The sequence below is a fragment of the Haemophilus sp. oral taxon 851 str. F0397 genome, assembly GCF_000242295.1.
Taxonomy (GTDB): Bacteria; Pseudomonadota; Gammaproteobacteria; order Enterobacterales; family Pasteurellaceae; genus Haemophilus.
In genome coordinates this window covers 78,003-96,088 of sequence record NZ_JH591067.1, presented here as the reverse complement: position 1 = coordinate 96,088, position 18,086 = coordinate 78,003, and the positions used below count along the sequence as shown (strand labels likewise).

Below are 18,086 nucleotides of genomic sequence, written 5' to 3'. Positions count from 1 at the left end.
TTTGCTTAAGTATGTTTAGCTACGTTTAACCAATTTCGTCCAGTTATAATAACCGTACAACGAGTTAAGTAAGTAGGCTGAGTACATTAAGTACATGGCTGGTGTTTCTGCCCATAAGAAAATAGAAAGGATATTTAAAGCAATCCATAATAACCACTGTTCACGATAACGCAAAATCATTAAAATCTGTGCAGCTACCGTAATAATTGTGGTTAAACCATCTAAACCTGTTGAACTACCACCAGCCGCTTGTAATGCTTGAACAAAAAGCAAGGTCCCAACCGTAGTCGCAACGATTAATGTCATCCATCCTTTAACAGTTAAAGATTTTGCAATTACACTTTCTCCACCATCACTATTTTGCATATTGGCTTTCCACATGAAGTAACCAATAAATTGAGATGGCAAATATACATAGAGTACGGTATTCATTTCGCCTAAGAAATTTGATCCCCAAGCGACATAAAAATAAGTGTAAGCAAAAACTAATCCAAAGAAATAATTACTAATTTTACCTTTACTTACTAATACCACACACAAAATACCGGAAATACCAGAAATCATTGCTAACCAAGAATCTGGCGCTTGTACATAAGCCCAAATCTGTGCAATGATGAAAAGCGCAATCCAAACTACCTCAAAAGGTTTCCAACCAGAAACAAATTCTTGTTTTAAACGTTCTGACAAAGTCATGATTTACTCCTGTTGACTTAAATTTGAATGCGATCATTCTTGCATTGTGCGTTGATAATGTAAAGATTCAGAAAAATTTAATTCTCAACTTGTGAAATTCATCACATTTCAATCAAATCCTAAATAATCCATTATTCAGAAAACTCTCTAAAAATTTACCGCACTTTAAATACAATAATCTGGCTCAAGTGGTATTTTTGCTTGTAGCAAGAACTGTTTAGTTCGCTCGTGTTGTGGACAAGTAAAGAATTTATCTGCTGTATTTTGTTCTACAATATTCCCATCTGCCATAAAAATCACACGATCTGCAACATCTTTCGCAAACTGCATTTCATGCGTAACAATAATCATTGTCCAGCCTTCTTGAGCAAGCATTTTTAGTGTTTGTAACACCTCGCCAACTAATTCGGGATCTAACGCCGATGTAGGTTCATCTAATAAAATAATATCAGGTTTTACCGCAAGGGCTCGGGCAATTCCAACTCGCTGTTGCTGACCGCCAGAAAGTTGGGATGGGAATAAATCCGCTTTATTTTTTAGCCCTACCTTTTCTAACAAGCTAAGAGCCTTTTCTCTAGCCTGAGCCTTATCTTGTTTTTGCACGACAACCATTCCTTCCATAATATTTTCAAGGGCGGAACGATGAGGAAATAAATTATATTGTTGAAATACCATTGATGAACGTCGGCGCAACTTCAATTCATCTGCTTTACTAATTTTCTGGCTAAAATCAATTTTTAGACTACCATCAGTAAATTCCAAAATGCCTTGCTCTGGTCTCTCAAGCAAGTTTAAGCAACGTAAAAAGGTGGTTTTTCCAGAACCAGAAGGCCCTAAAATTGCGACCACTTCACCTTTATTAATTTCAAAATCAATGCCTTTTAACACATGATTGCCATTAAAGTTTTTCTGAATATTACTTACTTTTAACATAGACAATCCTTACAAGTGACGAGAAAGGCGTTTTTCTAAACGCATTTGACCAATAGATAACACAAGGCAGAAAACCCAATAAATCAATGCTGCCTCACTATAAATCAAAATAAACTCATAATTCTCAGCTGTAATATTTTGTGCGACACGGAATAATTCTGTCACTAAAACAAGAGAAGCTAATGAAGTGTCTTTCACTGTACTAATAAAAGTATTAGAAAGCGATGGTACTGAAATACGTAAAGCCTGTGGCATAATTGTACGAATAAATGCTTGTCGATAATTCATACCTATCGCATAAGAGGCTTCCCACTGTCCTTTAGGTATAGCAATAATTGAAGCACGAACTGTCTCTGCTGCATAAGCACCAATATTAATAGAAAATGCAATAATCGCTGTTGGAAAGGGCTCTAAAGTAATACCAACTTCAGGTAATCCATAAAAAATAATAAAAATTTGTACTAACATCGGTGTACCTCGAATTATAGAGATATACACTCGACATAAAGCCTGTAACAATTTTAAGGGTAAATTAGGGCTAGGCAAAGTACGAATAACTGCAACAATCACTGCAATAAGCAAACCACAGAAGAAGGAAATGACTGCCAATGGCAATGTGTATAAAATTGCTGCTTCCAACATAGGCCAAAACGAGCTGATTACATAATCAGCTCGTTCTGCGCTCATAAATGGAAGACTCGCTAACCAATTATTGAGTAATATCATCACCAAACCATTCAATTGAAATCTGTTTTAATGTACCATCTTGGCGAAGTGCTTCAAGTGCTTGATTAAATTTTGTAATCAATGCATCTTCACCTTGTAAAAAAGCAAAGGCAGTCGGAATTTTATCCCCACGGTCATAAGCAATTTTTAAACCAGCATTTGGGTGTTGTTTAAAATAATCTAATACCGCCAATTTATCATTAATTGTTGCCTCTGCACGGCCTTGTTTAATAAGCTCTAAGCTCTGTGCTAAACCATCCACTACAAGAATCTGCGCGCCTGCTGCTTTTGCATCTTTACCCCAGTTACTTGTTGCAGATTGCGCAGATTTACGCCCCTTCAAATCTTCAAATGATTTAATACTGTTATCCGATGATTTTGTTACAATCACCCCACCAGAATAATTATAAGGCGTTGTGAAACTATATTTTTTTAAACGCTCTGGGCTTGGGTTAGTTTGGTTTGCAATCACATCAAAACGTTTTGCATTTAACCCCGCATACATTGCATCCCATTGTGTTTCTTTAAATTCCACTTTCAAACCGAGCTTTTCAGCAACTTTACGAATAACCTCTACATCAAAGCCTGTTAATTTTCCACTTTTATCATGGAAAGTAAATGGCGCATAAGTACCCTCAGTTCCCACTAATAAAGTTTTAGTTTTTTCAACGCGGTCAGCAATTTCACCAGCGTGAGAAAATGTTGAGAAAGCAATACCAGCGCTTAAAAGTGCGGTTGTAAAAAGTAATTTTTTCATTTTTTCTTCCTTGTGTTGTGTTTGACTAGACGTGATTATAAAAACCAAACTTATGAAAAAACAAGATTATTTATTTATAGTTTATAAATTTTAGTTATAAAAAAGTGATATGACAGATTACTATCAAAATAAGAAAATAATCTACCGCACTTTCTTGCAGAAAAACAGGTTTCTAAACAATGTGTTCAATCTACCCTTATAAAATTTCAGTAAAAAAATGCCTTTCTAGAGAAAGGCATTAGTAGAAATTTAAGATTATAAATAAACTTGTAATTTCTAATAGAAAAGTGGAGTAGCTAATTACTCTTCATCACTTCCAGAAAAACGTTCAATTTTTGCACCTAGGCCACGTAATTTATCTTCGATATGTTCATAGCCACGATCGATATGATAAATACGATCTACAATGGTTTCACCTGTTGCGATACAACCTGCAAGAACCAAACTGATTGATGCACGTAAATCTGTCGCCATTACTTCGGCGCCAGATAACTGTTCAACACCGTGACATACCGCAGTATTCCCTTCAATTTCTGCTTTTCCGCCCATGCGAATTAATTCAGGAATATGCATAAAACGATTTTCAAAAATCGTTTCAGTAATAATACTTGTGCCCTCTGCCACCATATTTAATAAGGTGAATTGAGCCTGCATATCAGTAGGGAAACCTGGATGTGGCGCAGTGCGAATATTCACTGCTTTAGGGCGATTTCCAAGCATATCTAAAGTGATACTATTCTCAGTAACATCAACTTGAGCGCCAGCTTCACGAAGTTTATCAATCACTGCATCTAAGGTATCAGCCTTAGTATTTTGACAAACAACACGACCGCCCGAAATTGCTGCGGCAATTAAGAATGTACCCGTTTCAATACGATCTGGCACGACACTATGCTCACAACCAGTTAAACGTTCAACACCTTCAATCGTAATGTGATCAGAACCTGCACCAGATATTTTCGCACCCATTTTATTAAGGAAGTCAGCGGTATCTACAATTTCAGGCTCACGAGCCGCGTTTTCAATCACAGTGGTTCCTTTCGCAAGCGTTGCTGCCATCATAATAGATAAAGTTGCACCTACGCTCACTTTTTCCATGACAATGCGAGTGCCCACAAGACGATCTAATACTTGTGCTTTTACATATCCTTCTTCAAGAACGATGTCAGCGCCTAATTTTTCTAAACCACTAATATGGAGATCAACTGGACGAGCACCGATAGAGCAACCACCAGGTAACGATACTTGGCCTTGATGAAAACGAGCAACCAAAGGCGCCAATGCCCAAATTGAAGCACGCATGGTTTTAACCAATTCATAAGGGGCAGTGAAATGATCAATATTCGATGCATCTAATAAAACTGCACCAGTTTCATCACGATCTACCACCACGCCTAATTTACGTAAAATTTTCAAAGTGGTTTCAATATCTTTAAGTGCAGGAACATTCGTGAGTTTAACGGGTTCTGTTGCCAAAATAGCGGCAAAAAGAATTGGAAGTGCGGCATTTTTTGCACCTGAAATATTCACGGTTCCACTTAAACGAGATTGCCCATAAACACGAAATTTTTCCATTTTTTGAATCCTTAATTAAGTTGGTTTAATGCACGATCACGTTTCCACTTTTCAGTGGTATAAGTTTTAATTGTTAACGCGTGAATTTCGCCAGTAGTAAAATAAGCCATTAACGGAGCATAAATTGTTTGTTGTTGTTTTACGCGAGAAAGTGCAGCAATTTCATCACTCACTACAATCACGCCAAAATGCGCATTTTCACCTTGAGCATAAACCTCTTCTACGTTTAGCGCATCTTTTAAAATTCGTTCAATTTCTTGAAGTTCCATCAAATTTCCGTTTAATTAAGATCTGTAAAATTTGCGATCCAATCAGACAAACCAACAAGATCTGCAAGGGTTAATAATTGTTTTGGTGGATAAACTAATCGCACTGTTTTGTTAAGCTTTTGACACTCTTGTAAAAAATCACAAAGAGCTGCAAAACCTGCTGAATCAATATGTTGAATACCAGACAAATCCCATTCAACAACTTTTTTATCCAGCGCATTAGCTGATAAAAAAACATCACGTTGCTGCCACATAGGCAACAACGTGTTGCGAGATAGCTCCCCTGACAAAAGGAGCGCTATCTTATCATCATTTTTCTTTAAATCCCAATTTAACATGGCAACAAGATTATTTGCTTAATGTTACAGGTTGGGCTGCTGATTTTTGTACTTGTGCAGTTAATGCATCAATGCCATGTTGACGTAAGATACCACTCCATTCTTGTTGTTTTGTCACAACCATGCTCACGCCCTCAGCAACCATGTCATAAGCTTGCCATTCGCCAGTTTTACTATTTTTACGCCATTTAAAATCTAATTTAATTGGCGCAGCTCCATTAGCTTGAATGATATTCACACGAATATTTACTAAGTTTTTATCGCCTAATGCTTTTTCTGGCTCGATCTGGATTTGTTGATTTGAATATGCCGTTAATACTTGTGCATAAGCTTGTTCAATAAAATCACCAAAAGCTTTAAAGAATTTTTCACGTTGTTCAGGTGTAGTAGATTTGAAATGAGAACCTAAAACTAAAGAACCTGCATAATTGACTTGAACATAAGGCAGCAAATCATTACGAACGATAGTACGTAGATAATTTGGATTCTTTTTAATCTGGCTTTGATTTGCCTGAATATCAGAAAACAATTTATCTGACGCTTGTTGCATCAATACATAAGGGCTTGTTTCAGCCATAGCAGTACCAGCAGCAAAAAGTGCGGTAAATACTAAGGTTAAAATTGCAAACCATTTTTTCACTTGGAAAAATTTCATCATAAATCTCCTAAATAAATGTTAGTTGTTATTGCCCTGTAGGCTCAGTCTTTTCACTGTTACCATCAGATTTTTTATCGCCGTAAAGGAATTGGCCGATTAAATCCTCCAACACCATAGCAGATTTTGTGTCTTGAATTTGGCTACCCTCTTTAAGCATAGCCGATTCACCATCATCAAATCCCATTGTTAATGCAATATATTGCTCACCCAATAAGCCAGATGTCTTAATTGATAAAGAACTGTTTTCTGGGATTTCATTATATTCCTGATTAATTGCGATACTGACTTTTGGTAAATAGCTTTTTTCATCAAGTGTAATACCGCTCACGCGTCCAATAACCACTCCACCAACTTTTAATGGTGCACGTACTTTAAGTCCACCAATATTATCAAAAGTTGCCGTCACAGTATAAGATTTCGTCTCACCAAAACCTTGTACGTTGGCTACGCGTAAACCTAAAAAAACTAAGGCGCCAATACCAAGTAATAAAAATAACCCTACCCAAAATTCATATTTAATTGTTTGTCTCATAAAAAATCCTTAACCTGCTCCAAACATAATAGCAGTTAAAATAAAATCTAATCCTAGAACAACAAGAGAGGCATGAACAACTGTTCGTGTTGTAGCTTGGCTGATACCTTCTGATGTTGGCATACAATCATAACCATTAAAAAGCGCAATCCAAGTCACGGCTACAGCAAAGAAAATCGCTTTAATAAAGCCATTTAAAATATCATAGCTCCAACTCACGGAATTTTGCATCACAGACCAAAAGCTACCTGAATCAACACCTTTCCAATCCACACCAACTAAGGAACCGCCCCAAATACCAATCGCGATAAACAAGATTGACAAAATTGGCATGGAAATAACTCCTGCCCAAAAACGAGGTGCAATCACTCGACGTAAAGGATCGACAGCCATCATTTCAAGACTAGAAAGTTGTTCAGTCGCTTTCATTAAGCCTATTTCAGCGGTCAATGCAGAACCTGCTCGACCAGCAAATAAAAGTGCGGTAACAACAGGCCCTAATTCTCGTAAAAGAGAAAGCGCTACGAGCTGCCCCAAACTTGTTTCAGCAGAAAAATCGACTAACACAACATAACCTTGTAGTCCTAATACCATTCCAATAAATAAACCGGACAACAAAATAATGAGTAACGATTGGACACCTAAAACATGCATTTGCTTCACAAGCAAAGGAAAATGCTTACGAATTTGTGGCCTGCCGATCAATGCGCCAAATAACATAAAGCCTGCTCGCCCTAAGGCACGGAAAAAGTCGATCACCTGTTTTCCCATAGCAGAAATAAAATTGACGATCATTCAAACAATTCCTTTACATAATCTTGCGCTGGGTACTTAAAGCGCACAGGGCCATCAGATTCACCTTTTAAGAATTGCACCACGCGCGGATCTTGGCTCTGTAAAAGCTGCTCAGATGTTCCTTCTGCGATGACTTTTTGGTCTGCAATAATATAGGCATAATCTGCAATACTCAATACTTCCTCCACATCGTGCGACACGACGATAGAAGTCAGATTTAACGCTTCATTTAATCGTTTAATCAAGCTTAAAATTACGCCCATACTGATTGGATCTTGCCCAGTAAATGGCTCATCAAACATAATTAAATCAGGGTCAAGTGCAATAGCGCGTGCTAATGCAGCTCGACGAGCCATACCACCAGAAAGTTCTGAAGGCATCAATGCGGCAGCACCTCGCAACCCAACAGCTTCCAATTTCATCAATACGATTTGTCGAATTAAACTTTCAGGCAAATGCGTATGTTCACGAATTGGAAAGGCGACATTATCAAAAGTAGAAATATCCGTAAAAAGCGCGCCGGATTGGAATAACATCCCCATCCGCTTGCGTACTTCATACAGTTCACTATTAGATAGACGACAAATATCTTGTCCATCAAACAAAATTTCACCTTGTTCTGGTATTAGCTGCCCACCGATCAATTTAAGTAAGGTGGTTTTTCCAATCCCCGACGGCCCCATGATCGCAGTGATTTTTCCCTTTTTGACTTGCAAATTCAGGTTATCGTAAATCACGCGTTCACCGCGTTTAAAGGTGAGATTCTTAACTTCAATTAGATTTTGATTCATTAAAATCTCGTTTATAAATAAAAAGTGCGGTCGTTTTGACTAGCGTTTTTGTGAAAGGTTCATCTTACGACGAACAAACGCCATCATGCCGTGTAATACTAAAAACAACAATGACAAACCATATAAAGGCATATTTCCTAGCACAGAATAAGGGGTTTTGCCTTCCGCAGGTGCAATTTTATGCGTCAACGTTGTTTCAATAAACTGCGGTGCCTGCGCTAACACCTTACCTTGAGCATCAACAAACACTGAAATCCCCGTATTCGTTGCACGAATAAGCGGTTTACCCAATTCTAAAGAGCGCATTCTTGCCATCTGTAAATGTTGCCAAGGCCCAATTGAATCACCAAACCAGGCATCATTAGAAATTGTGAGCAAATAATCCGTATCTTGTTTCAAATTTTGTCGCACTTGTTCACCGAAAATAATCTCATAGCAAATTGCTGGCGAAAAAGCGCGTTTTTTTGCCATTAAAGATGGCTGAATCGCGTCCCCGCTTTGAAATGCAGACATCGGCAAATTAAACACTGAATTAAGTGGTCGCAAAATACTTTCTAGCGGAACATATTCACCGAAAGGCACGAGATGATGCTTACTATAACGATTTGACGTATCTGGCTGATAAGGAAAGTCTGGGTTTCCAACGGTCATAATAGAATTAAGCAACTTACCAGATTTCGTATCTTCGAATACCGTTCCAACCATTATCTCCGTTTTCGTTTCTTTAGCTGCACGATCTAATCCTTCAAAAAATGGCGTAATCGCATTTTCAAGAGTTGGCAACGCTGATTCAGGCAAAATAATTAAATCTGTTTTACCAAGATTTTCTGCGATTAATTTTTGATAAATCGCCAAAGTAGAATAGAAATAAGCTGGATCCCATTTTAGATTTTGTTCAATATTTCCTTGTGCAAGCGTGACTGAAATTGCCTTATCTTCAACAGCTTTTACAAAGTGAATTCGGGATAAATAAGCACTTAATCCCCCCACAATGATCAATAACAAAACGTTCGCCAAGACTAATTTAAGATTTTTCGTTTTAAACAAAGACGAAACGAGATTAAAAATTACCGCACTTGCCCAAACGGTAAAAAACGTCAATCCTGTTACCCCAAAAATCGGGGCGATGCCATAAAATGGGCTATCAATTTGTGTATAGCCAAACTGAAGCCAAGGAAAACCGGTAAAAATCCAACCTCGTAAAAATTCTGTCAATGTCCAAATCACGGCAAAAATTACCGCACTTTGAACGTTGAAACGCTGAACCAAATAAGTAAAGAGCATCGGGTATAGCGCAAGATAAGCTGCAAGTAAACCGACAAGGAAATAACTCACACCTAAAGACGCGCCACCAAATTGGTGAATACTGACATTAAGCCAACTCACCCCAAAGCAGAAAAATCCCATCGACCACAAAAACGTCGCTAAAAGTGCGGTGGATTTTTTAGGGTTTTTAGCGACATAAAGTAAACCGAGTAAAGAAACATAGGCTAAAGGCCAATAATCAAATGGCGAGAAGGCAAAAACACCAACTAAACCAGATATAATCGCAATAAGATAAGTAAAATATTTATTCATAATTTTGCACGCCCTCACGAGCGTCTTTGTGTTGAAATTTGAAATTCCATTTCAAGTAAATAAAAAGCACGCGTTAGAAAACGCGCGCCATCATTGAGGATGATTAAATGCTATTCAACTTTTTCTTCCACATCATCCATTTCTGCCAAATGTTCATCTGGCACAGTAACTCGAAGTTGAATCAATCGGCGACTATCTGCCGAAGTAACTTTAAATTGAAGATTTTTCAACATAATTTCTTCACCACGTTTTGGTAAATAACCAAAAGTTTGCATAATCAGCCCGCCAATGGTATCCACTTCTTCATCATCAAAATCCGTATTAAATTGCGCATTGAAATCATCAATATCTGTAAGCGCACGCACAGCATAAGTATGACGAGAAAGCTGACGAATATCCGCAATCTCTTCTTCATCAAATTCATCTTCAATATCGCCAACAATTTGTTCCAGTATATCTTCAATGGTAACAAGGCCTGATACCGCACCAAATTCGTCCACCACAATAGCCATATGGAAACGCTCAGAGCGGAAATCTTTCAACATACGATCCACTCTTTTGCTTTCTGGAACAATCACTACTGGACGTAATAATGAAGATAAATCAAACTCTTCGGCATCTTCACGTAAAAATTTCAATAAATCTTTCGCATGCAAAATACCTACGATATTATCGCGATCATCCGCATCGGCAATCACTGGGAAACGAGAATGAGCGGATTCAATAATTGTGTTTAAACAAGTATTTAAATCTTGTTGATCTTCAATAAAAATAATTTGTGAACGAGGAATCATAATATCGCGAACACGAAGCTCCGCGATTTCCATCACGCCTTCAATCATTTCACGCGTATTTTGATCAATTAAATCGTTTTGTTCTGAATCGCGAATTACTTCCACAAGTTCTTCACGATTTTTTAGTTCACCTTGAAAAAAGCGACCAAATAAAGATTGGAAAAAAGGTTTTTTCGTATTTTCAGATTGGTTTGAATTTTGCTGTTCGTCGTTCATATTGGTTTATAGTTGATGTCTTATTGACGGCGAAAAAGTATCATATTTTGAGCATCTTCGCAAAGATAAAGCAAAGGAAAAGAAAAGTGCGGTGAAATATCTCTTTATTTTCTACCGCACTTCAATTCTATAAGAACTTAAACTCCGTCCATTGATAATATCGCTCGCCTGCTTTTTGAATTCCACCGTAATTTTGCCATTCAGGATGATTAGGCGTGTCAGGCAAACATTGGGTTTCCAGTGCTACGCCAGAAAAATCGGCATATAATTCGTCATTTCTCGTTGGTGTACCTGCAAGATAATTACCCGTATAAACCTGCAATGCGGCTTGCGAGGTTCTTACTTCCAAACTTAAATCACCAGTTGGAGAAGTCAATAACACGCAAGGTTTTTGCCAAGCTTTATTGACAATAAAGGAATGATCGTAACCTTTTGTTGCTTGCTGATCCCCTTGTAAAAAATCTTGCTTGATGGGTTTAGCAATACGGAAGTCAAAACTCGTATTCACTACGTGCTTTAATGGAGAATTAGGAATCCCCTCATTATCTACAGGCAGATAAAAATCAGCATTTAAACGTAATGTATGTTCACGCACGTCACTGCCTTGCTCTGCATTTTCTAAATTGAAATAAGCATGATTCGTTAGGTTCAATGCAGTATCCTTATCACTCATCCCTGCATATTCAATTTTTACGCTATTATCATCTGTTAGCGTATAGGTTACAGACACATTTACATTACCAGGAAAACCTTGATCACCATGCTCTGAATGTAATGAAAAATGCACAAAATTCTGACCGCACTCTTCCACTTTCCAACGACGTTTATCAAAGCCCTCTCCACCATGAAGCTGATGTTTACCTTGATTACTTTTCAACTGAATGAGTTCACCATTCAATTCAAATTCTGCGTTTGCAATACGATTTGCATAACGCCCTACGCTTGCGCCTAAATAGCTTTGATGAGTGGGATAATCCTCTACCTTACAACCCAATAAAACCTCGCGTAAAGTGCCATTTACTGGCACTTTACAAGAAAGCCACGTTGCCCCCCAATCCATAAATTGAACACGCATCCCATTTTCATTTTGTAGGGTTATAAGCTGATAAGGTGCACCATCAGGCGCACTAAAAATGGTTTGTTCTAACATCATTTTCTCTTAAATCACTCGAACACCTTGTGATGCAGTGCATACATAAAAAGTTTCTTTTAAACCGGTCGTTTTCTCGTAATTATCCGCAATAATTTTACGAACCGCATCGACTTTATCATGCGGCGCAAGTGCGACAATACAACCACCAAAACCGCCGCCTGTCATACGTGCACCGCCACTTTTGCCAATAACAAGTTGAGCCAATTCAACTAAATAATCAATTTGTGGCACGGTGATTTCAAAATCATCACGCATTGAATCATGAGATTCCCCCATTAACTCACCTAAATGGGTCAAATCATTCTTCTTCAATGCTTCCACTGCATCGAGTACTCGTTGATTTTCTGTTACGACATGACGAGCGCGTTTTGCTGCTAACGGAGAAAGTGCGGTCAATTCCGCTTCTCTTTTTTGGAATTGTTCAACTGAAACATCACGCAATGCTTTTACTCCAAAAAATTTTGCCGCATCTTCACATTGCTGACGGCGAGTATTGTATTCGCCTGTTACTAAATCGTGCGGTACGTTTGAATTCACAATAATAACGGCGACATCTTGTGGCACGGGTGTTGGAGTGGTTTCAAGACTACGGCAATCGATCATTAGTAAGTGATTTTCCTGCCCAAGTGCGGAAATTAACTGATCCATATTGCCACAATTAGCACCGACAAATTGGTTTTCCGCTTTTTGCCCATTCAATGCAATATCCGTGTGAGAAAGCGGTAAATCGCCAAGTTGTTGGCAGAATTTACCCACCGCAACTTCTAGCGCTGCAGATGAACTTAATCCAGAAGAAAGCGGCACATTTCCAGAAATCACTAAATTTGCACCTTGTCGAAAGTGCGGGTAACGTTCTTGGATAAATTTTACAACCCCACGCACGTAATTAGCCCATTTGTGTTCACTCTTAGGAATTTCAACATTAAGAGAAAATTCATCAGTTTCATCAAGATCCGCCGCATAAACATTCCAAATATGATCATCTCGTTTTGTACCAGAAACGGCCGTACCAAAATTAATCGCACAAGGCATAACAAAGCCATCGTTGTAGTCAGTATGTTCACCAATGATATTTACTCGGCCAGGCGCATAGACGGTAATTTCTGGCAAATTTTTATGCTGTTTATTGAAAATTTGTTGAGCATTTTGGATTGGGGTCATATTTCTATCCTTTATATTAAATCTGTACTCGATCTAGCTCCCTCTTTGCTAAAGCTAAAGAGGGGGACTGGCTATATTATTTAATTCTTTCTTTATAATGAACTTCACTCAAAGCACGTAATCGCTCTGCAGCCTGTTCTGCCGTTAAATCACGTTGGCTTTCGCCTAACATTTCATATCCCACCATAAATTTACGCACGGTTGCTGAGCGTAAAAGAGGAGGGTAAAAATGAGCATGTAGCTGCCAATGTTCGTTATCTTCGCCATTAAATGGTGCGGCATGGAATCCCATTGAATATGGGAAAGAGGTCTCAAATAGATTGTCGTATTTGGTCGTCAATTTTTTCAAAATAATCGCAAGATCTTTTGATTGCTCGTCACTTAATTCAGTTAAACGTTTTACATGCGTTTTTGGTAAAAGCAATGTTTCAAATGGCCAAACAGCCCAATAAGGCACTAAAGCTACCCAATGTTCAGTTTCAACGACAATACGTTCTTTTAACTCCAGTTCTCGTTTCACATAATCAACTAACATGACTGAACCATGTTTTAATAAATAATCGCGTTGTGTGCGATCTTCACGAGCAACTTCATTTGGCAAGAAACTATTCGCCCAAATTTGACCATGTGGATGTGGGTTCGAACACCCCATTGCCGACCCTTTGTTTTCAAAAATTTGCACCCATTGGTATTTCGCGCCAAGTTCACGAAGTTGCTCTTGCCATACTTTAATCACTTCTTCAATCTCAAGTGCGGTCAATAATGGTAAGGTTTTACTATGATCTGGGGAGAAACAGATAACACGGCTTTCACCACGAGCTTGAGAACTTTGGAAAAGTGGATCTGAGGATTTTTCAGGGGCTGGCGTATCTTCTAAAAGCGCGGAAAAATCATTTTTAAACACATAAGGTTTACGATAGTCTGGATTTAATTCACCTGTAATACGCTTATTACTCGGGCAAAGATAACAAGTTGGATCATAGCTTGGTTTTTGTTCTTCATTGACTTTTTCCTGTTGTCCTTGCCATGGACGCTTAGCACGATGTGGTGATACCAAAACCCATTGATCGATTAACGGATTATAGCGACGATGTGGATGCTCTGTTGGTTCAAAAATATCACTCATAATTGGCTCCCTTTCTAAATTGTAAACGATTACATAAAATACTGCGCATAAGATAGCAAATTCACAAAAATAAACCGTGATCAGTATCACATAATGGGAAAATCTCTGAAAGTTTTTTGTGATCTCGGTTACAAATCAGAAAGTAACCGCTTTCAATTTTATTTATAAAGAACATAATAAGAAACGTGATTTCATTATGGAGAGCATTCTATGAGCACCATTCATGATGTAGCCGAATTAGCCCATGTATCTATTGCGACTGTTTCTCGTGTTGTAAATCAACATCGCTCAGTGAGTGAAGACACCCGCCTTGCAGTAAAACAAGCAATTGAGCAACTTAATTATCAGCCAGATGCAAATGCTAAAGCCCTTGCAATACAAAACACTGATACTATTGGTGTGGTTGTTACCGATGTAACAGACTCGTTTTTTGCTATTTTAGTGAAAGCCGTAGATAAAGTTGCAGAAGCACATCATAAAACAATCTTGATTGGTATTGGTTATCACCACGCAGAGAAGGAACGTGAAGCTATTGATACTTTACTTCGCAAGCGTTGTAGTTGTTTAGTTGTGCATTCGAAAGCGTTATCTGACGATGAACTTAGCCATTATTTGAAAACAGTACCAGGAATGGTGATTATCAACAGAGTGATTCAAGGATATGAAAATCGTTGTGTAAGTTTAGATAATAAAAAGGGAACCTACTTAGCAACGGAAATGCTTATCCGTTGTAGTCATAAACATATCGCATATATTGGATCTAACCATGCTATTTTCGATGAAATTGAGCGTCGAGATGGTTATCTGACTGCATTAAAAGATCACAATTATCCAATTGTTGAGCATGCCATAACGCACAATTCACCAGACTTCGAAGGGGGTGAAAAAGCAATGATTGATTTGCTTAGTTATAACAAAGATCTCACTGCAGTTGTAGCTTATAACGATTCAATGGCTGCGGGAGCCATTTCAGTTCTCAATGAAAACAATATTAGTGTACCAAGCCAATTTTCAATCATTGGTTTTGACGATATGCCAATTGCTCGTTATTTAATTCCTAAATTGACGACCATTCGCTATCCTATTGATTTAATGGCAACTTATGCAGCCAACCTTGCATTAAGTCTTGTCGATAATGAGGTGAGAACGCCATCAACAATTCAATTTAACCCAACATTAGTACGTCGTTTTTCTGTGGAATCTATCTAAATTTGAAGATAAACGCACTCATAAAATGTGATGGCGATCACAAATCCGAATTTTTAATGTAATCGTTTTCATTTATGTGAGTTTGATCACAGATTCCAAGCAGATTATTCGCTAATATGGCATCAATTGCAGAATGTAATGCAATATTTATCTCTAACATCAACATTCCAAAATAGGAGCGTTATTATGAAAAAAACAGCAGTATTAAGTGCAGTTGCTTTGGCTATCGGTTTAGGTGCAGCATCTTCTAGCTTCGCAGCAAGTAACAAAATTGGTGTAACCATTTACAAATACGATGACAACTTCATGTCTTTAATGCGTAAAGAAATCGACAAAGAAGCTAAAACACTTGGTGGCATTAACTTATTAATGAATGACTCCCAAAATGCACAATCAATTCAAAATGACCAAGTTGATGTATTACTTTCCAAAGGTGTGAAAGCTCTTGCAATTAACTTAGTTGACCCAGCTGCAGCGCCAACTATTATTAGCAAAGCAAAACCAGATAACATTCCTGTTGTATTCTTTAATAAAGACCCTGGTGCAAAGGCTATCGGTTCTTATGAACACGCTTACTATGTAGGTACTGATCCAAAAGAATCAGGCTTAATTCAAGGGGATTTAATTGCAAAACAATGGAAAGCTAACCCAGCTCTAGACTTAAATAAAGATGGTAAAATCCAATTCGTATTATTAAAAGGTGAACCAGGTCACCCAGATGCTGAAGCACGTACAAAATTCGTAGTTGAAGAACTTAATGCGAAAGGTATCCAAACTGAACAATTATTTATTGATACCGGTATGTGGGATGCTGCAATGGCGAAAGATAAAGTAGATGCTTGGTTATCTAGCTCTAAAGCAAACGACATTGAAGTAATTATTTCTAACAACGATGGTATGGCATTAGGCGCATTAGAAGCAACCAAAGCACATGGTAAAAAACTCCCTATCTTCGGTGTGGATGCGTTACCAGAAGCATTACAACTCATCAAAAAAGGTGAACTTGCTGGTACTGTGTTAAACGATGGTGTGAACCAAGGTAAAGCAGTTGTTCAATTATCTAACAACTTAGCACAAGGCAAAGCAGCAACTGAAGGCACAAAATGGGAATTAAAAGATCGTGTTGTACGTATCCCTTATGTTGGTGTAGATAAAGACAACTTAGGCGACTTCTTAAAATAATTTCTCATCAATTTTTGTTGTAATCCAAGGGGAAGTTGCCCTTCCCCTTTTTAACGAGGTTGGATATGACATCTCAAACTCAAAGTCAAGACAGCCAAGTGCTGCTCACTATGACCAATGTCTGCAAGTCCTTTCCGGGTGTAAAAGCCTTAGATAATGCAAACTTAACGGTTCGTTCACATTCTGTTCATGCTTTAATGGGTGAGAACGGCGCAGGCAAATCTACATTACTAAAATGCTTATTCGGTATTTATGCCAAAGATGAAGGTGAAATCCTTTTCTTAGGTCAACCCGTCAATTTTAAAACATCTAAAGAAGCCCTTGAGAATGGTATTTCAATGGTGCACCAAGAACTCAACCTCGTGCGCCAAACTAGCGTAATGGATAACTTGTGGCTTGGACGCTATCCACTTAAAGGACCTTTTGTCGATCACGCCAAAATGTACCGTGATACTAAAGCGATTTTTGATGAATTGGATATTGATGTAGATCCTAAAGAAAAAGTCGCCAAACTTTCAGTTTCTCAAATGCAGATGATCGAAATTGCGAAGGCGTTTTCATACAACGCTAAAATCGTAATCATGGATGAACCAACATCCTCCCTTTCTGAAAAAGAAGTTGAGCATCTGTTTAAAATTATCGATAAATTAAAACAACGCGGTTGCGGCATCATTTATATTTCTCACAAAATGGATGAAATCTTCAAAATCTGTGATGAAATTACTATTTTACGCGACGGTAAATGGATCAACACGGTAAATGTGAAAGAATCCAGCATGGAACAAATTGTCGGAATGATGGTAGGTCGTGAATTAACACAGCGTTTCCCTGAAAAAACAAACACGCCAAAAGAAGTAATTTTACAGGTGGAAAATCTTACTGCTAAAAATCAACCATCCATTCAAGACGTATCTTTTGAATTACGAAAAGGTGAAATTCTCGGTATTGCAGGCCTTGTGGGGGCGAAACGTACTGATATCGTTGAAGCTATTTTTGGCGTACGTGAATTAACCGAAGGAACTATCAAGTTACACGGAAAAACCGTGAAAAATCATACCGCACTTGAAGCGATTAATAATGGCTTTGCATTGGTAACTGAAGAGCGTCGTTCAACTGGTATTTACTCTAATTTAAGCATTGAATTTAACTCATTGATTTCAAATATGAAATCTTATCTCACACCATGGAAATTACTTAGCACGAAGAAAATGAAAAGTGATACCCAGTGGGTAATTGATTCAATGAATGTTAAAACGCCATCACATAGAACAACAATTGGTTCTCTTTCTGGCGGTAACCAACAAAAGGTCATTATCGGTCGTTGGCTTTTAACTCAACCTGAAATTCTGATGCTTGATGAGCCAACTCGTGGTATCGACATCGGGGCAAAATTTGAAATTTACCAACTCATTCAAGAACTCGCTAAAAAAGATAAAGGCATTATTATGATTTCATCCGAAATGCCTGAATTACTAGGTGTAACTGACCGTATTTTAGTGATGAGTAACGGTAAATTGGCGGGTATTGTAGAAACTGCAAAAACTTCACAAGAAGAAATCTTGCAACTCGCTGCGAAATATTTATAAAGATAAAAGGAACA

At 38.0% G+C, this 18,086-nt stretch carries 19 protein-coding genes; 3 read left to right on the top strand and 16 right to left on the bottom strand.

Annotation, left to right across the window (positions count from 1 at the left end):
- Positions 1-15: 15 nt before the first annotated feature.
- The 16 genes from pnuC to galT all read right to left on the bottom strand — a co-directional run bounded on the left by pnuC (position 16) and on the right by galT (position 14,095).
- Entirely contained in the window at positions 16-693 is a 678-nt protein-coding gene (gene pnuC, locus HMPREF9096_RS07460; protein ID WP_009499790.1) for a nicotinamide riboside transporter PnuC, read from the bottom strand.
- 165 nt (positions 694-858) lie between these two features.
- The gene (locus HMPREF9096_RS07465) at positions 859-1,626 is read right to left on the bottom strand and encodes an amino acid ABC transporter ATP-binding protein (RefSeq protein WP_009499789.1); all 768 of its coding nucleotides are present in this window, start codon (positions 1,624-1,626) and stop codon (positions 859-861) included.
- A 9-nt stretch (positions 1,627-1,635) separates the two neighbouring features.
- Positions 1,636-2,352 (bottom strand): amino acid ABC transporter permease, encoded by a 717-nt coding sequence (locus HMPREF9096_RS07470; RefSeq protein WP_009499788.1) that lies wholly within the window; start codon positions 2,350-2,352, stop codon positions 1,636-1,638.
- Positions 2,336-3,109, bottom strand: coding sequence for an amino acid ABC transporter substrate-binding protein (locus HMPREF9096_RS07475; RefSeq protein ID WP_009499785.1), 774 nt, complete (start codon positions 3,107-3,109; stop codon positions 2,336-2,338). Before HMPREF9096_RS07475 ends, HMPREF9096_RS07470 begins: the two co-directional genes overlap by 17 nt.
- Positions 3,110-3,409: 300 nt before the next feature.
- The gene (gene murA, locus HMPREF9096_RS07480; RefSeq protein WP_009499784.1) at positions 3,410-4,684 is read right to left on the bottom strand and encodes a UDP-N-acetylglucosamine 1-carboxyvinyltransferase; all 1,275 of its coding nucleotides are present in this window, start codon (positions 4,682-4,684) and stop codon (positions 3,410-3,412) included.
- Positions 4,685-4,695: 11 nt separating this feature from the next.
- The gene (locus HMPREF9096_RS07485; protein WP_005631356.1) at positions 4,696-4,953 is read right to left on the bottom strand and encodes a BolA family protein; all 258 of its coding nucleotides are present in this window, start codon (positions 4,951-4,953) and stop codon (positions 4,696-4,698) included.
- Between the two features lie 11 nt (positions 4,954-4,964).
- On the bottom strand, positions 4,965-5,291 hold the full coding sequence (locus HMPREF9096_RS07490; RefSeq protein ID WP_009499783.1) for a lipid asymmetry maintenance protein MlaB: 327 nt from the start codon (positions 5,289-5,291) through the stop codon (positions 4,965-4,967).
- A gap of 10 nt (positions 5,292-5,301) precedes the next feature.
- Positions 5,302-5,946, bottom strand: coding sequence for a phospholipid-binding protein MlaC (gene mlaC / locus HMPREF9096_RS07495; protein ID WP_172633380.1), 645 nt, complete (start codon positions 5,944-5,946; stop codon positions 5,302-5,304).
- Between the two features lie 28 nt (positions 5,947-5,974).
- On the bottom strand, positions 5,975-6,481 hold the full coding sequence (gene mlaD / locus HMPREF9096_RS07500) for an outer membrane lipid asymmetry maintenance protein MlaD (RefSeq protein WP_009499781.1): 507 nt from the start codon (positions 6,479-6,481) through the stop codon (positions 5,975-5,977).
- 9 nt (positions 6,482-6,490) lie between these two features.
- A complete protein-coding gene (gene mlaE, locus HMPREF9096_RS07505) occupies positions 6,491-7,276 on the bottom strand; it encodes a lipid asymmetry maintenance ABC transporter permease subunit MlaE (RefSeq protein ID WP_009499780.1) in 786 nt (261 codons plus the stop codon).
- Positions 7,273-8,067 carry a phospholipid ABC transporter ATP-binding protein MlaF gene (gene mlaF, locus HMPREF9096_RS07510; protein WP_009499779.1) on the bottom strand — a complete coding sequence of 265 codons (795 nt, stop codon included), beginning with the start codon at positions 8,065-8,067 and terminating at the stop codon, positions 7,273-7,275. Before mlaF ends, mlaE begins: the two co-directional genes overlap by 4 nt.
- A gap of 39 nt (positions 8,068-8,106) precedes the next feature.
- The gene (gene lnt, locus HMPREF9096_RS07515) at positions 8,107-9,645 is read right to left on the bottom strand and encodes an apolipoprotein N-acyltransferase (protein WP_009499778.1); all 1,539 of its coding nucleotides are present in this window, start codon (positions 9,643-9,645) and stop codon (positions 8,107-8,109) included.
- A gap of 110 nt (positions 9,646-9,755) precedes the next feature.
- Positions 9,756-10,655: a CNNM family magnesium/cobalt transport protein CorC gene (gene corC, locus HMPREF9096_RS07520; protein ID WP_009499777.1), complete on the bottom strand. Its 900-nt coding sequence runs from the start codon at positions 10,653-10,655 to the stop codon at positions 9,756-9,758.
- Between the two features lie 127 nt (positions 10,656-10,782).
- Entirely contained in the window at positions 10,783-11,805 is a 1,023-nt protein-coding gene (galM, locus tag HMPREF9096_RS07525; protein ID WP_032803238.1) for a galactose-1-epimerase, read from the bottom strand.
- 9 nt (positions 11,806-11,814) lie between these two features.
- Complete coding sequence (galK, locus tag HMPREF9096_RS07530; RefSeq protein ID WP_009499775.1) at positions 11,815-12,969, bottom strand: galactokinase; 1,155 nt, start codon at positions 12,967-12,969, stop codon at positions 11,815-11,817.
- Positions 12,970-13,045: 76 nt separating this feature from the next.
- Entirely contained in the window at positions 13,046-14,095 is a 1,050-nt protein-coding gene (gene galT / locus HMPREF9096_RS07535) for a galactose-1-phosphate uridylyltransferase (protein WP_009499774.1), read from the bottom strand.
- A 210-nt stretch (positions 14,096-14,305) separates the two neighbouring features.
- Here galT and HMPREF9096_RS07540 point away from each other — a divergent pair, with 210 nt between their 5' ends.
- The 3 genes from HMPREF9096_RS07540 (at position 14,306) to mglA (ending at position 18,072) form a co-directional block, all read left to right on the top strand.
- Entirely contained in the window at positions 14,306-15,304 is a 999-nt protein-coding gene (locus HMPREF9096_RS07540; RefSeq protein WP_009499773.1) for a substrate-binding domain-containing protein, read from the top strand.
- A 186-nt stretch (positions 15,305-15,490) separates the two neighbouring features.
- Entirely contained in the window at positions 15,491-16,486 is a 996-nt protein-coding gene (mglB, locus tag HMPREF9096_RS07545) for a galactose/glucose ABC transporter substrate-binding protein MglB (protein WP_009499771.1), read from the top strand.
- 65 nt (positions 16,487-16,551) lie between these two features.
- Positions 16,552-18,072: a galactose/methyl galactoside ABC transporter ATP-binding protein MglA gene (mglA, locus tag HMPREF9096_RS07550; RefSeq protein ID WP_005633425.1), complete on the top strand. Its 1,521-nt coding sequence runs from the start codon at positions 16,552-16,554 to the stop codon at positions 18,070-18,072.
- Positions 18,073-18,086: the final 14 nt, after the last annotated feature.